The sequence below is a fragment of the Pseudomonas syringae genome (assembly GCF_001698815.1).
In the GTDB taxonomy this organism is placed as follows: domain Bacteria; phylum Pseudomonadota; class Gammaproteobacteria; order Pseudomonadales; family Pseudomonadaceae; genus Aquipseudomonas; species Aquipseudomonas syringae_A.
On sequence record NZ_LGSI01000020.1, the window covers coordinates 127,670 to 142,497 of the forward strand.

Sequence of the window (14,828 nt, forward strand, 5' to 3'; positions counted from 1 at the left end):
ATCATCCAGCTTTTTTTAGCTACGACGTTGCCGCCGGCCTCACAGTCGGAAGCGGCCGACCAGCGTATTGAATGAAATTGCCAGGTTGGAAAGCTCCTGGGTCGAGGCGTTGGTCTGATGGGCGCCAGCCGCTGTCTGGGTTGATAGATCCTGGATGTTGACCAGATTGCGATCAACTTCCCGGGCGACGTTGGCCTGCTCTTCGGAGGCTGTGGCGATGACCAGGTTGCGATCGTTGATCTGCGAAATGCCTTCGGCAATCAGCTCCAGCGCCTCGCCTGTGGCCAAGGCCAGCGATTGGGTATCGGTTACCAGCGACTGGCTTTTGCCCATGGCGCTTACCGCTTGGTCCGCACTGGCTTGCACGCTGTTGATCATCCCTTCGATCTCACCAGTCGAGGCTTGAGTACGGGCTGCCAGGGCACGAACTTCATCGGCTACCACGGCAAAGCCACGCCCCTGTTCGCCCGCCCTTGCGGCTTCGATGGCGGCGTTCAGTGCCAGCAGGTTGGTTTGTTCGGCGATCCCGCGGATCACGTCCAACACTTTGCCGATGTCGCGCACCTGGACGGCGAGATCCTTGACCATGTCGGTGGATGCGGCAATTTCAGTGGTTGCGCTGTTGATCGCGGCGACAGCGCTGCGGGCCTGGTCGCGACCATTGCTGGCTTGCTCGCTGGTGGTTCTGGACGCTTCGGAAGTGGAGACGGCATTGCGTGCGACTTCTTCGACGGCCGAGGTCATTTCCGTGACGGCGGTTGCCGCCTGCTGGATCTCGTCGTTCTGGCGGACCAGACCACGGCTGCCATTGTCAGTGACGGCGGTCAGCTCCTCTGCAGCCGACGCCAGTTGGTCCGATGCGCTGGCGATCTGTTGAATCGTGTTTTTCAGGCTGCTCTGCATGTCCGCCAGAGCCGTCAACAACTGGCCCGCCTCATCGCGGCCGGTACTGATGATGTGCTGGGTCAGATCACCCTCGGCAATGCTGCGAGCGCTCGCGACGGCATTGGCAATGGGGCGGCTGATCAGGCGGCTGATAAACAGTCCGAGCAGGATTGCGGCGATGAATGCCACTGCGATGCCGACATACAGCGAAGTCTTCGATGATGACTCCAACCGGCTTGCATCTTCAGCGCCTTCACCCACTTGCCGGTCGTTGGAATCGACCATCACGGTCAGTTCGTCCATGACCGTGCGATAAGTCTTTTGCAGGTCGCCCAGAAGCAGAACGCGGCCATTCTCCAGATCGCCGGCCTGCATCAGGCTGACGAACTTTTGTACCATCGCCTGATAAACGGGCCAGTCTTTTTGCATTTTGTCGCCGGCGGCACGTTCGTCGTCGGCAAGCGGGGTTTTTCGGTAGTCGGCGAATGCTTTCTCGCTGGCCAGCTGGTTGGCATTCATCGATGCAATGAATTCATCTTTCACGCTTTGCGGCAAACCTGCGGCAGTGGCCAGGTACAACCTGTACAGATCGCGGCTTTGTCCGACCGCCTTGGTTTTGGTTTGCGCGGTGTTGGAGACAGAGACCAGATTGTTGGTGAACACCTGTTTCAGGTTCTCTGAAAGCCTGGAAACTCCCTGGCTGCCCAGGACGCCGACGCCCAGAGTAATGAATGCGCACAGCACAAAGGCCGTGATCAGTTTGGTCGAGAGTTTTGCGTCATTGATCCAGCTCATCGGGCATCCTGCTGACATATTTAGGGGAGAGGAAACTGAGCTGTCTCTCGACGAGAGGCGGCTAGTTGCCAATTTCTCTATCGGCCATACTGTCAATGACTTTAGTGTTGCTGGAAATGTTTGACGCTTGTGATGGCTCTGGAATGGGCCTTTTGGGGCGGTTGCCGCGCAGGCTGTGTATCACTCATTCACTTGGAGGATCGCTGGAAATGACAGTTGTGCATAAGGCTGCTCAGGTAGGTTTCTCAAAAGAAGCGAGTACCTATACCCAAGGGCGCCCGGACTATCCAGGCGAAATACATTCATGGCTGAGAGATACCTTGGGTATCAGCCCTGGCTCAACGGTTATTGATTTAGGCGCCGGTACCGGGAAGCTCACGCGTCTGCTGGACTCAATGGAAATTGAGGTCATTGCCGTCGAGCCGGTCGAAGCCATGCGAACCGAGTTTGCCAAACACCTGCCGGATACCAGGATTCTGCCGGGAACGGCTGAAGCTATTCCACTCGAGGCTGGCGCGGCGCAGGCGTTGGTATGTGCCCAGGCGTTCCACTGGTTTGCCAATGAAACGGCGCTCAGCGAGATTCATCGAGTGCTTAAACCGGGTGGCCGGCTCGGACTGATCTGGAATGTGCGTGATGAGTCGGTGGACTGGGTGGCAGCCATCACCAAAATCATCACTCCCTACGAAGGCGATACCCCTCGTTTTCATACCGGAAACTGGCGACTGCCGTTCAAGGGGCGCTATTTCTCGGCGCCCGAACTGACCTGCTTCAATTACACCCATACCGGCCCGCCCGAAGCCGTCATCCTGGATCGTTTTCTGTCGGTGAGTTTTATCGCAGCCCTGCCTTCTGCAGATAAAGAGGCGGTGGCTGATCAGTTGCGGACGTTGATCCGCACTCATCCAGCACTGCGCGGGCGTGAAACCATTGAGTTCCCTTACCAAACCCAGGCTTATCTCTGTCGTCGGCTGGACTGAATCAACTCGTTTCGAGGAGCAAAGCCTTGCCGTTCAAGCGGCGGTCTCCAGCCGTCGCTGTACCATCCGGGTCAGGCGTTCGCCTACCTGCTCGACCCCCTTGTTTTGCGCCACCACCTGGGCGCCTTCCATCAACAGGGTAAGTTCTTCGGCAATCTGCTCCGGCTCGTTCAGTTCCAGCTGAGTGCAAAGGGCGACTAGCCGACGAAACTGCCGCTGTTTATGGGTTTGAATCAGCTTCCGGGCCGGGTGCTCAGCGTCTGGCAGTTCGGCCAGTGCATTGGTGAACGGGCAACCGCGATACCCTGCGCGATCCAGGTCTTGAACGATGAAATCGAGAAAACCCAGCAGCTGCTCGCGAGGGGATTCGGGATGTTGCAAAGCCAGTCTGTCGAGCACATCGCTGTAGCTTTCGGTCAATCGTTCGAGCCATTCCAGAACCAGCGAATCCTTGTTTTCGAAATGGCGATATACCGTCATTTTCGTCGATGTTGCGCGCGCCGCGATGGCGTCCACGCTGACGCGGGTGATGCCTTGTTCCATGAACAAAGCCTGCGCAGCTTCAACAATTCGCTCGCGAGGCGGCAACTGGGGTGTCCGTTCCGGACGCATGGATAAACTCCGCTTGACAGCGATACTGGTAAGTATCGCATGATACTTAACGGTATCGTTCGATACCGAATAGTATCGATCATACCTATCTGGAGAAAATCATGCACCTGTCCGAATACTCCGTCCAAGATGCGACGGGTCTGGCACAACTGATCCGCGACAAGCGGGTCAGCGCCGAAGAGGTTCGTTCTACGGCTTTGCAGGCTATTGAAACACTCAATCCGCAGGTCAACGCGCTGGTGGAAATCCGGTGCGTTTCATGGCGTGCCGGTCCTGATCAAGGATCTGGGTATCACCGCTGCCGGACGTCGCAATGAATTGGGCAGTGCCTTGGCACTCGACTGTACCGCGCCAGCCGACTCGGAGCTGATGAGCCGTTTGCGCCTTGCCGGGCTGTTGCCGCTGGGCCGAACCACCACACCGGAGTTCGCGGCGAGCACCACCACCGAAAGTCGGCTGTGTGGACCTACACGCAATCCTTGGGATACCGGTCGCAGCGCCGGGGGTTCCAGTGGCGGCTCGGGAGCGGCAGTCGCGGCAGGGATGGTGCCGGTAGCCCACGCCACGGATGGCGGCGGCTCGATCCGTGTGCCGGCGTCCATGTGTGGCCTGTTCGGCTTGAAGCCCAGTCGCGGGCGGGTGCCAATGGGGCCGGATGTCGATGAAGTGTGGAGCGGCCTTGCCGTTCATGGCGTGCTGACGCGCTCGGTGCGTGACAGTGCTGCATTGCTCGACGCCATCCATGGCTACGCACCAGGTGACCCGTTCCGCATTCCGTCCCCGGAAACCACTTTCCTGGAGCAATCCCGGCGTCAGCCCGGTGCATTGCGCATCGGCTTGCAGACTCGCCCGCTGGACGGTCAAGCGCTGCATCCTGCGGTAGAGGCCGCCTTGATGCAGACGGTGCGCAATCTTGAGCTGCTGGGCCACCGGGTCGAAGAAGTGCAGCCGGACATCGGCCTGAGTTGGGATGCGTTTGTCGAGCTCAATGGACGCTTCTGGTCCTCAAATATGGCCGCCTGGATCGATGCCATTGCCGCCGCGACGGGGCGCAGTATCGACTCCGAATACCTGGAGCCGGCGACGCTGGCGCTCTATCGGCTAGGGAAGACGTTGCGTGCCACCGAACTATTGGGCGCATTGTTCGAACGCAATATCGTTGCCCGAAAAATGGGCGGTTTTTTCGAACATTACGACCTGCTGCTGTCGCCGACCTTGCCGGGGCTGGCGCCGCTGATCGGTACCTACAATGCCGGGCAGGAGCATCTCGACGGGCGTGGCTGGATGAACCAGGTGTTCAATCAGTCACCCTTCACCGCGCTGGCAAACGTTGTCGGCGCTCCGGCGATGTCGGTGCCATTGGCCCACGACCCGCAGAGCGGATTGCCCATTGGCATGCAGTTCATGGGCAAGTTCGGCGCTGAAGGCCTATTGCTGGGCTTGGCCGGGCAGTTGGAGCGCGAGTTGCCTTGGGCAGATCGGCATCCAGTCGTTTGGGCCGGTAACCTCTGACAGGTTTGCCAGGCCTGAGAGCGGCGATTGCATAATGATCGGCGCTCCAGCAGACGCTTTTCCCCGGCTATCACACCGTGGGCGTGGGCCGCTTGTTCATTTGCGACGCACACGCGGTGCGATGCCGGTGAGCTGTTCGCGCATGCACGCCCAGGCGGTATGGAGGTTGTTGCGTAACGCTACGGCGTCGACGGCCATGATTCGCACTGAAATCCCACAATCGTTGGGCAATGCACTTATCCCTAAATAACTGTCGGGCAGGGCGGTCAAGGCATTGCGCAGGGTGGCTTTCAGTTGCTCGACGGGCAAGCCCTGACCGACAAACATGAAGGTCGCCAGCGCCTGGTAGCGATCACTGACGCCCGGTAATTGTCGCAACATGTCCTGCCCACACAGCGCGAGGCGATCTCCGGCCAACAGCCGACCAGATGGGCAGCGCACTTCCAGGTCCGCGTGGTAGAAGTCGAAGATGCCGTTGTTGTCCTGCGGAGCGTGCAGACAAAATGCATCACAGAGCATCACTCTGGCCCCGGGATGCAACGTCACCTTCACCTGACTGTGCAGTTTGGCCTGGGGGAACAGGATCGTCGCCATCGGCAGGTACTCCAGCAACGCTCCGTTTTCAGCAGTGAGAGTGACGGTCTGCCGCGCCGATTGCTCAAGCATGCTGTGGGCGACGGTCGCCGCCCCGGTGCTGACATGGACCTGGCTGTCCGGCCCGGCATGCAACTGCACCTGCAAATCCTCCCCGGCAAAAATTCCGCCTGAGCATGACTGCAAATAGACGGCCGCCATGCCGTGCGGATCATCCGGCAGTTTCAGGGTTCGGCCCAAGTGAAAGGGATAACCCACGTGCTGCGCGCTGATATAGCTGGCCCCGGACGGTGCTGTGCTGAAGGCAATCCGCGCCTGTAAGCGCGACGGCTCCTGAGGCGGAACAATCAAGGGTCGAAACAGCTCCTGCGGCGCGTTCATGGTTGGTCAAACAACACGGCGCGGCTGATGGCTTCGACCACTGCATCGACCCCATCACCGGTGGAGCAGTTGGTGAACAGGACGGGTCGTCCGTTGCGGGCTTCGGCGGATTCGCGACGCATGCGCGGCAGATCAACACCCACATACGGCGCCAGATCATATTTGTTGACCACCAGCAGATCACAGCTCAACACCCCCGGCCCCCGTTTACGCGGGATATCATCGCCTCCCGCCACATCGATGACGAAGATCCAGTAGTCCACCAGATCCAGTGAGAAGGTCGAAGCCAGGTTGTCGCCGCCGGACTCGATCAGGATCAGGTCCAGGTTGGCGAAGCGTGCTTCCAGCTCGTCGGCCATTTGCAGGTTCAACGTCGGGTCTTCGCGGATCGCGGTGTGCGGGCAGGCGCCGGTTTCCACTGCGCAAACCCGCTGCGGGTCGATAAGGCCGCTTCGGCGCACGCGTTCGGCGTCTTCACGGGTGGCCAGATCGTTGGTGATGATCGCCAACTCAGTGCCCCGAGAGAGAAAGCGTGGGATCAGTTGTTCCAGCAGGCGGGTCTTGCCTGACCCGACCGGTCCACCGATTCCGACCCGCGCGGCGCCGGGATGGGGCTGTGGTACTGAGAGGGGCATTGCGGTCGCAGGTATGCTCATGTCGGAGTCCTCGGGCAACTGGGTTCAGCGCAGCATGTAGCGCTGGGCCAGGGGTACTTCGCTGACGGGCTCGCAGGTCAGGCACTCGCCATCGGCGTACACATCAAAGGTCTGCGGGTCGACGCGGATGTCCGGGCAGGCATCGTTGTGCAACATGTCGGATTTACGCAGCGTTCGGGTGCCGAAGGCCGGCAGCAAGGCTTTCTTCAGGCCCAGCTTTGCAGCCGTGTCGGCCTCCACGGCCAGACGGTTGACGAAATTCACCGACAACGCTTGCTTGGCCTCGCCGAATGCACCCCATTGCGGGCGTATGATCAGCGGCTCGCAGGTGTACAACGAGGCTGCGGAGTCGCCCATCACGCCATGCACGATGAAGCCACCTTTGACCACCAGCTCCGGTTTGATGCCGAAGAACGCCGGGCGCCACAGCACCAGATCGGCGATCTTGCCCGGTTCCAGTGAACCAATGTAGCTGTCGATGCCGAACACCCTGGCGGCGTTGATGGTGTATTTGGCGATGTAGCGCTTGATGCGTTCGTTGTCGCCAAGGGCAGTGCTTTCTTCCGGCAGGCGACCGCGTTGATCTTTCATCTTTGACGCCAGTTGCCAGGTGCGACAGATCACCTCATTGATGCGGCCCATGCCTTGGCTGTCGGAACCGAGAATGGAAATCGCGCCGGTGTCGTGAAGAATATCTTCGGCGGCAATCGTCTGCGGACGCACCCGTGATTCGGCGAAGGCGACGTCTTCCGGGACGTCCGGATTGAGGTGGTGGCAGACCATGATCATGTCCAGGTGTTCATCGAAGGTGTTGACGGTGTAGGGGTTGGTCGGGTTGGTGGAGGAGGGGATGCAGTTGGATTTGCCCGCCACACTGATGATGTCGGGAGCATGGCCACCGCCCGCGCCCTCGGTGTGGTACATGTGGATGGTTCGGTCGCCGATGGCGGCCAGGGTGTCTTCGAGGAAACCCGATTCATTGAGCGTGTCGGTGTGCAGTTGGACCTGGAAGTCGTACTCGTCCGCGACTTTCAGGCAAGTGTCGATCACTGCGGGCATGGCGCCCCAGTCTTCATGAATCTTCAGGCCCAGGCAGCCGCCGCGCAGTTGGCCGAGCAACGATTCAGGCTTGCTGGAGTTGCCGCGTCCCAGAAAACCGAAGTTGATCGGCCAGGCTTCAGCGGCCTGCAGCATCTTGCCGACATTCCATTCACCGCCGCAGTCGATGCCCACGGTGATCGGGCCGAGTGAACCGCCGATCAGTGTGGTCAGGCCCGCTGCCAGGGCGTGGTCGCACAGCTGAGCGGAATCAAAATGCACATGCACGTCAATACCGCCGGGGGTGACGATGAGGCCTTCGGCGTCGCGCACGGTAGTCGCCACGCCACAGATCAACTGCGGATGCACGCCGTCCATGACTTGGGGATTGCCGGCCTTGCCAATGGCGACGATCTTGCCGTCCTTGATGCCAATGTCACCTTTGACGATGCCGATCACCGGGTCGATGATCAGCGCGTTGCAGATCAGCATGTCCAGGGCACCGTCTGCGCTGTCGTGACCGGGCATCAGACCCATGCCGTCGCGCAGGGTTTTGCCACCACCGTGCAGGCACTCATCGCCGGGCACCGAATGGTCGAACTCGACTTCCGCCAACAGGGAGGTATCGCCCAGGCGCACGGCATCACCGGTGGTTGGGCCATACATCGCCGCGTATTCCTTGCGTGTCATCGTTGCCATGAATCAGGCTCCCTTGAAGAATTGCGCGCGGGCACGCTCGAGCGCGATGGCCTTGCAGGCCGGATCGTGCAGGTTGCCGTTGGTCAAACCGCTGAAACCGTGAATGTCGCCAGTGCCGCCAAACTGCACCAGTTGCACTTCGCGCAGTTCGCCCGGTTCAAAGCGCACGGCAGTGCCGGCCGGAATGTCCAGGTGCATGCCGAATGCGATCTCACGCGGGAAATCCAGGGCTTTGTTGACTTCGAAAAAGTGGTAGTGACTGCCGATCTGAACCGGTCGGTCGCCGGTGTTGATGGCCCGCAGGGTGGTGGTTGGCCGCCCCGTGTTGAGCTGGATGTCGCTGTCCGGCGAGATGATTTCACCGGGTGTGGACAGCTCTGTCACAAGCAGCAGGCCGGGGCGTATCGGTTGGTGCACCGTCACCAGCTTGGTGCCGTCGGGGAAGGTGCCTTCCACTTGCAGTACCGGCAGTAAATCGGCGACGCCAGGCATCACGTCGTCGGTATTGAGAATGGTTGAACCAAAGCCAATCAGCTCAGCCACACTGCGGCCTTCGCGCGCACCTTCGAGAATTTCGTCGGCAATCAGTGCCGACGCTTCCGGGAAGTTCAGGCGCAGGCCTTTGGCGCGACGTTTGCGCGATATCTCCGCGGCGGTGTACAGCGTGAGCCGCTCCAGTTCAGTGGGGGTCAGCAGCATAGTGAAGCTCCTGTGGAGACGGCTGGCTTTTGGTCGGCCGGCTCAATTGGCAAAAAGACGTAGGGCCTGGGTTTCATGGCGCATCACCGCAATCTCGGCCATGGGCGTAAAACCGCTGGCAGCGTCGGGTTCAGGCGGTGCCTGGGCGAGCAGTTCCAGGAGCAGTGGCTGGATGCCAGTGAGCACCCGTTGCGCGTCCACATGACCCATAACGCCCAGGCGCACAGCGGCGCTGACCAACCCGGTACACAGACCGTGGGCGGCGGCGAGTTGGCAATGATCGCGTTGCATGCCCAATCGCTGCCAAAGCAAGCCCTGCACCACGGGCAGGTGCCCTGGGGTTTGCGCGGTCAGCACCTGTTGCTGGTAAGCGCAGGCGCCCGGCGTGCCTAGGGCGACATGCACCCCCAGCAACGACTGGCCCACGCGACGCGAGCCCTGGCGCAGCTCTTCGGCCAGGGTCAGTGCTTCAATCTGGTGGTCCAGGTCGACGAGCGTGGGCAGGTCATTGGCGGCCTGCCAGGCGGCGCATAGAAACGCCCTGTCAAAACTGTTCCAGCGATGGCGCAGCTGGCCTTCGACGAATGTGCGCACCGGAGCGCTACGGTCACGATGAACCCCCCGTTGCCGACGCTTGAGGGTGGTCACGTCGGTCAGGCCCAGGTGCCCATCGGCCACCAGCGTCTCCAGCCCCCATGACCAGGCCACGGCACCGCCAGGGAAAAAACTGTCGGCCTGCTGCAGTGCCAGCAGGCTGCTGGCCAGTTCGTTCATAGGCGCTGCACCCGACCGTCCAGCAACATCGGCGCCAGGCGTTCGAGGTAATCGGCGTCGGGGCCGTTGAGCGGGATCTGCAATCTGTCGCCGGCAAAACGCACGGCCCAGTGCATGTTGCCGGCGAAATAGCCCAGCTCCAGTGCTGCTGCAGCATCGCGGGGTTGCAGATCAAGGTAGCGAATGTCCTCCATCTGCACGACGATGGCCCGCTGGCCGTCAAGCATCAGCACCGATCCATTGCGTAAGTGTTGATGGCGCTCCAGGCGAATGGCGCAGTCGGTGCCACGATCACTGGCCAGGCGCAGGCGATGGCGCTGGATATCGCTGGCCGACAGGCTAAGGATTTCTACCTGGCCGGCGTGGCTCAGGTCGTGCAGGCGATCGGCAAGGGCCGGGTCACTGGCCTGGCCGACAATGCGGTCGAGTATCAACATGGCGATGTCTCCTGTGGCCGGGTTCAGATGGTCAGATAACGCAGGATGCGTTCGCGGTCGACGGTTGCGTGGACCTCGCTGTGCACGAACTCGCCTTTCTCGATGATCAGATAGCGATCCGCTACCGCCATGGCGAACGACAGCACCTGCTCGGACACAATCAGCGAGAAACCGCGCTCTTTTTTCAGCAAATTCAAGGCTTTGGCGATGTCCTTGATGATCGACGGCTGAATGCCTTCGGTAGGTTCGTCGAGGATCAATACCTTTGGGTTGGAAACCAGCGCACGGGCGATGGCGAGCTGTTGTTGCTGCCCGCCGGAGAGGTTGCCGCCCTTGCGCCGGCGCATTTCAAACAGCACCGGGAAGTATTCGAAAATGTAATCGGGGATGGGCGCGGCAGGTGCCCCTTGCATCCCGGTGAGGATGTTTTCTTCGACGCTGAGGTACGGGAAGATCATCCGGCCCTGAGGCACGAACCCGACGCCTGCCGCGACCCGGTCGTAGCTCTTGCGCGATGTCAGTTCTTCTCCGGCCAGATTGATACTGCCGCTGCGCGCCGGCAGCATGCCGACCAGGCTTTTCAGCAGCGTGGTCTTGCCCATGCCGTTGCGGCCCATGATCGCCAGGGATTCGGCGGGTGCCAGTTCCAGGTCGAGGTTGCGCAGCACATGGCTGTCGCCGTAATACACGTTGAGTTGATTGACGGTCAGCATGCTCAGTGCCCCAGATAGACGTCAATGACACGAGGATCGTTTTGCACCTGATCCATCGAGCCATAGGCCAGGGTCTTGCCCTGGTGCAGAACGGTGACCTTGTCGGCCACCGATTTCACGAATTCCATGTCGTGTTCAATGATCACCATGGCGCGGCCCTTGGCGATGCGTTTGAGCAGACCAGCGGTTTTCTCCCGCTCGCCTGCGCTCATGCCCGCCACCGGTTCATCCAGCAATAACAGCTCCGGGCGCTGCATCAGCAACATGCCGATCTCCAGCCACTGCTTCTGGCCGTGGGACAGCAGTCCGGCCTTGCGCCCCAGTTGGTCCTGAAGAAAAATCATCTCGGCGGTCTGCTCGATCTCTGCCTGAAGCGTCTTGTCCTTGCGGGCAAACAGGCAATTGAAGATCCCGCGTTTATCCGGAGAAGAAATGTCGAGGTTCTCGCGTACAGTGAGGTCTTCGTACACCGACGGGTTCTGAAACTTGCGGCCCACGCCGGCGCGGGTGATCTGGTACTCGATCATGTTGGCCAGTTGCAGATCCTTGAAGCGGATGCTGCCAGCGCTGGGCCGGGTCTTGCCGCAGATCATGTCGAGCAGCGTGGTCTTTCCCGCGCCATTGGGGCCAATCACCACGTGCACCTGGTTTTCCTCGACATAGAAATTGAGGCTGTCCACCGCTTTGAAACCATCGAACGACACGGTCAGGTCTTCGACACTCAGCAATATGGCGCTCATCACTGCACCTCCTTTTTGCTCAAGCGTTGCAGCAAACCGGCAAGGCCCGTGGGCAAAAACAGCACCACACCCATGAACAGGAAGCCGATGAAGTACTGCCAGAAATTGACGAAGTTCTCGGACAGGTAGGTTTTCGCGACACCGATCAGCAACGTGCCATACACTGCACCGACCAGTGAAAGACGGCCGCCCAGCGCGGCATAGATGACGATTTCGGTCGAGGGGATGATCCCGACCAGCGACGGCGACGCCAGGCCCACTTGCAGCGTGAACATCACCCCGCCCAGAGCGGAAATCAGCGCGGCCACGGCAAAGATGAACGCCTTGAACAGCGCGGTGTTGTAGCCGGAAAAGCGCACACGGTCTTCGCGGTCACGGATCGCCACCACCACCTTGCCCAAGCGGCTGCGCAGGATGAATCCACACAGCGCCACGCAGGCCAGCAGCATCAGCGCAGTGATCAGGTAGAGAATCCAGGGCGTTTGCGGGGTTTGCAGGCTCAGGCCGAATGCGGTCTTGAAGTCAGTCAGACCGTTGACGCCTCCGGTATAGCCCTGTTGACCGATGATCATGATCGACATGATCGCCGCCAGCGACAACGTGATGATCGAGAAATACACGCCGCCCACGCGTTTCTTGAAATACGCATAGCTGAACAGGAATGCCAGAAGCGCCGGAAGGATGATGATCGCGGCAAAGGTAAAGGTCGCCGACTCGAACGGCTTCCACCACCAGGGCAGCGCGTCAACACTGTTCCAGATCATGAAGTCCGGTAACGCGGAGCCGTAGAAAGCGGCGAGGGCGCTGGCGGCTTCATCGGTGGCCGTTGCTTCGAGCTTGAGGTACATCGCCATCATGTAGCTGCCCAGACCGAAGAAGATCCCTTGGCCGAGGCTGAGAATCCCGCCGTAACCCCAGATCATCACCATGCCCACGGCGCAGAACGCCAGGCTCAGGTATTTGCCTGCCAACCCCAGACGGAAGTCGCCAAGGCTCAACGGCAGCACCACCAACAGCAGGATTGATAGCCAGATCAGGCTGTAGCGCTCGATCATCGATAGCCAGCCGCCCTTCAGCCAGCGCGGAACCCGAGCCGCAATCTCGGGACGGGTAAAGGGCTTTTCAGTCATGTCATTCATCTCAACGTCTCACTTTCGCGGCAAACAAGCCGTTGGGGCGGAAGAACAGCAGCACGATCACCACCAGCAGCGTGATGGCTTTGGCCATGGAACCGGTGGTGAGGTATTCAAGGGAGATCTGCGTCTGGCCAATGGCGAAGGCCGACAGGAACGTGCCCAGGAGACTCTCGACACCGCCAAACACAACCACGATGAAGGTGTCGACCAGGTACTGCTGGCCGCTGACGGGACCGGTGGAAGCCAGCATGGTGAACGAACTGCCGGCGATCCCGGCCAGGCCGCAGCCCAGGGCAAACGTCACCGCATCGACGCGCGCGGTATTGATCCCGGCAGCACCGGCCATGGCGCGGTTCTGAGTCACCGCACGAATGCGCAGGCCCCAGCGGCTGCGATAAAGAAACAGAAACACTGCAGCGGCAATGACCAGCGTCAGGCCGATGATGAAAATGCGGTTGAGGGGCAGTTCAAGTCCTTCACTGATCTTCCAGGCGCCTTGTAGCCATTGCACCGTAGGCACGCTGACTTCCTTGGGGCCAAACACCTGGCGAAACAATTGTTGCAGCACGATGGACAAACCCCAGGTCGCCAGCAGCGTGTCCAGTGGGCGGTTGTACATGAAGCGGATGAAGCAGCGTTCGAGCAGGAAACCAAAGGCGAACGTCACCACAAAGGCGACGCCGATGCCGACGATGAAATACCAGCCCATGAATTCGGGAAAATAGCGTTGGAATACCAGCGAAGTGACGTAGGTCATGTACGACCCCATCGCCATCAGTTCGCCGTGAGCCATGTTGATCACGCCCATCAGGCCGAAGACGATGGTCAGCCCGAGCGCCATCAGCACCAACACCGAGAACAGCGAGAACCCGCTGAAGACCTGCATCACCAAAATATCGAAAGTCATTGCGTCGCTACCTGTTGTTGCACGTTGGCGGGCCACGTGGGTGGAAAAGGGCGCGCAACCAATCGCGCCCGACCCTGCATCACAGTTTTGGAAAAGGATTCGGCTCGATAGGCGCGGACTCATAGATCACGTCGACCTGGCCCTGGGCATTGATGGTGCCGATGCGGGCACGCTTCCACAGGTGATGGTTGTCCTTGTGAATCTTGATCTCGCCTTCAGGCGCGTCGAGGGTCAGTTCGGAAGATGCCGCGATCACTGCCGGCACATCGAAGCTGCCCGCTTTTTCCACCGCTTTCTTCCACAGGTAAACCGCGGTGTAGGCTGCCGCCATCGGGTCGCCGACCACGCGTTTTTCGCCGTAACGCGCCTTGAAAGCCGCAACGAATTTCTCGTTGACCGGGTTCTTCAGGCTCTGGAAATAACTCATGCAGGTCAGGAAACCCGTAAGGTTTTCCGCGCCAATGCCAGTGACTTCCTCTTCAGTCACAGCCAGAGCCATCAGCGTCTGGTTGCTGCTGTCGATGCCTGCAGCCTTGAGCTGTTTGTAGAACGCCACGTTGGAACCGCCGACGATGGTCGAAAGAACGATGTCCGGCTTGGCGGCCTTGATCTTGTTGATCACCGAGGAGAACTCGATATTGCCCAGTGGCAGGTAATCCTCACCGACAATCGAGCCGCCTTGCTTGGTCACCGATGCCCGCGCGAGCTTGTTGGTCGTGCGTGGCCAGATGTAGTCCGAACCCACCAGATACACGCTCTTGCCCTTGTTGGCCATCAACCAGCTGACCGCTGCCAGAGTTTGTTGTGAGGCTTCGGCACCGGTGTAAATGATTGCCGGGGACTTCTCCAGACCCTCGTAGAAGGTCGGGTAATAGAGCAAGCCCTTGTTGCGCTCGAACACCGGCAACACGGCCTTGCGCGACGCCGAGGTATAGGCGCCGAACGTTGCGACCACGTGATCGTTCTCCAGTAGCTTGCGCGCCTTCTCAGCGAAGGTCGGCCAATCACTGGCGCCGTCCTCGACGATCGGTTCGATGGTCTTGCCCAGCACACCACCGCTGGCATTGATTTCGTCGATGGCGAGTTTTTCCGCGTCCACTACCGACGCTTCACTCATGGCCATGGTGCCGGTCAGCGAGTGGATGATGCCGACCTTGACGGTTTCGGCTGCCTGCACCTGACTGGTCAGCGAAAACGGCAGCAGGCTGAAGGCACCCAGCATCAGGGCATGCTTGATCAAACGGCGTTTGTCGTTGTGCATTCACTTCTC

14 protein-coding genes and 2 pseudogenes are annotated in these 14,828 nt (G+C 60.1%); 2 read left to right on the forward strand and 14 right to left on the reverse strand.

What is annotated here, in order from left to right; translation table 11 throughout:
* Window positions 1–39 precede the first annotated feature (39 nt).
* The gene (locus AFK24_RS31950) at window positions 40–903 is read right to left on the reverse strand and encodes a methyl-accepting chemotaxis protein (protein ID WP_430962145.1); all 864 of its coding nucleotides are present in this window, start codon (window positions 901–903) and stop codon (window positions 40–42) included.
* Window positions 898–1,698 (reverse strand): annotated as a pseudogene (locus AFK24_RS31955) (MCP four helix bundle domain-containing protein); the annotation flags it as partial. The pseudogene AFK24_RS31955 and the gene AFK24_RS31950, both read right to left, overlap by 6 nt.
* A 191-nt stretch (window positions 1,699–1,889) precedes the next feature.
* On the opposite strand from AFK24_RS31955, the gene AFK24_RS05235 reads away from it, so the two are divergent.
* Window positions 1,890–2,660 (forward strand): class I SAM-dependent methyltransferase, encoded by a 771-nt coding sequence (locus tag AFK24_RS05235; RefSeq protein ID WP_065832231.1) that lies wholly within the window; start codon window positions 1,890–1,892, stop codon window positions 2,658–2,660.
* A 33-nt stretch (window positions 2,661–2,693) separates the two neighbouring features.
* Here AFK24_RS05235 and AFK24_RS05240 read toward each other — a convergent pair whose 3' ends face one another.
* Complete coding sequence (locus tag AFK24_RS05240; protein WP_065832232.1) at window positions 2,694–3,272, reverse strand: TetR/AcrR family transcriptional regulator; 579 nt, start codon at window positions 3,270–3,272, stop codon at window positions 2,694–2,696.
* A 101-nt stretch (window positions 3,273–3,373) separates the two neighbouring features.
* Between AFK24_RS05240 and AFK24_RS05245 the strand changes: the two are divergent.
* Window positions 3,374–4,784, forward strand: a pseudogene (locus AFK24_RS05245) (amidase).
* A gap of 96 nt (window positions 4,785–4,880) precedes the next feature.
* On the opposite strand, the gene AFK24_RS05250 reads toward AFK24_RS05245, so the two are convergent.
* The 11 genes from AFK24_RS05250 to urtA all read right to left on the reverse strand — a co-directional run bounded on the left by AFK24_RS05250 (window position 4,881) and on the right by urtA (window position 14,819).
* A complete protein-coding gene (locus tag AFK24_RS05250) occupies window positions 4,881–5,759 on the reverse strand; it encodes an urease accessory protein UreD (protein WP_065832233.1) in 879 nt (292 codons plus the stop codon).
* Window positions 5,756–6,415 carry an urease accessory protein UreG gene (gene ureG, locus AFK24_RS05255; protein WP_065832234.1) on the reverse strand — a complete coding sequence of 220 codons (660 nt, stop codon included), beginning with the start codon at window positions 6,413–6,415 and terminating at the stop codon, window positions 5,756–5,758. The genes AFK24_RS05250 and ureG overlap by 4 nt, the downstream gene beginning before the upstream one ends.
* A gap of 24 nt (window positions 6,416–6,439) precedes the next feature.
* Window positions 6,440–8,152 carry an urease subunit alpha gene (ureC, locus tag AFK24_RS05260; protein ID WP_065832235.1) on the reverse strand — a complete coding sequence of 571 codons (1,713 nt, stop codon included), beginning with the start codon at window positions 8,150–8,152 and terminating at the stop codon, window positions 6,440–6,442.
* 3 nt (window positions 8,153–8,155) lie between these two features.
* Window positions 8,156–8,851, reverse strand: coding sequence for an urease subunit beta (locus AFK24_RS05265; RefSeq protein ID WP_065832236.1), 696 nt, complete (start codon window positions 8,849–8,851; stop codon window positions 8,156–8,158).
* A gap of 42 nt (window positions 8,852–8,893) precedes the next feature.
* Entirely contained in the window at window positions 8,894–9,625 is a 732-nt protein-coding gene (locus tag AFK24_RS05270; RefSeq protein ID WP_080482041.1) for an urease accessory protein UreF, read from the reverse strand.
* Window positions 9,622–10,062 carry an urease accessory protein UreE gene (gene ureE / locus AFK24_RS05275; protein WP_065832237.1) on the reverse strand — a complete coding sequence of 147 codons (441 nt, stop codon included), beginning with the start codon at window positions 10,060–10,062 and terminating at the stop codon, window positions 9,622–9,624. Before ureE ends, AFK24_RS05270 begins: the two co-directional genes overlap by 4 nt.
* 23 nt (window positions 10,063–10,085) lie before the next feature.
* The gene (gene urtE / locus AFK24_RS05280) at window positions 10,086–10,775 is read right to left on the reverse strand and encodes an urea ABC transporter ATP-binding subunit UrtE (RefSeq protein WP_020292439.1); all 690 of its coding nucleotides are present in this window, start codon (window positions 10,773–10,775) and stop codon (window positions 10,086–10,088) included.
* 2 nt (window positions 10,776–10,777) lie between these two features.
* Window positions 10,778–11,515 carry an urea ABC transporter ATP-binding protein UrtD gene (gene urtD / locus AFK24_RS05285; RefSeq protein ID WP_065832238.1) on the reverse strand — a complete coding sequence of 246 codons (738 nt, stop codon included), beginning with the start codon at window positions 11,513–11,515 and terminating at the stop codon, window positions 10,778–10,780.
* On the reverse strand, window positions 11,515–12,654 hold the full coding sequence (gene urtC, locus AFK24_RS05290) for an urea ABC transporter permease subunit UrtC (protein WP_065832239.1): 1,140 nt from the start codon (window positions 12,652–12,654) through the stop codon (window positions 11,515–11,517). Before urtC ends, urtD begins: the two co-directional genes overlap by 1 nt.
* Window position 12,655: 1 nt before the next feature.
* Complete coding sequence (urtB, locus tag AFK24_RS05295; RefSeq protein ID WP_065832240.1) at window positions 12,656–13,558, reverse strand: urea ABC transporter permease subunit UrtB; 903 nt, start codon at window positions 13,556–13,558, stop codon at window positions 12,656–12,658.
* A 79-nt stretch (window positions 13,559–13,637) separates the two neighbouring features.
* Window positions 13,638–14,819 carry an urea ABC transporter substrate-binding protein gene (gene urtA, locus AFK24_RS05300; protein WP_065832241.1) on the reverse strand — a complete coding sequence of 394 codons (1,182 nt, stop codon included), beginning with the start codon at window positions 14,817–14,819 and terminating at the stop codon, window positions 13,638–13,640.
* Window positions 14,820–14,828: the final 9 nt, after the last annotated feature.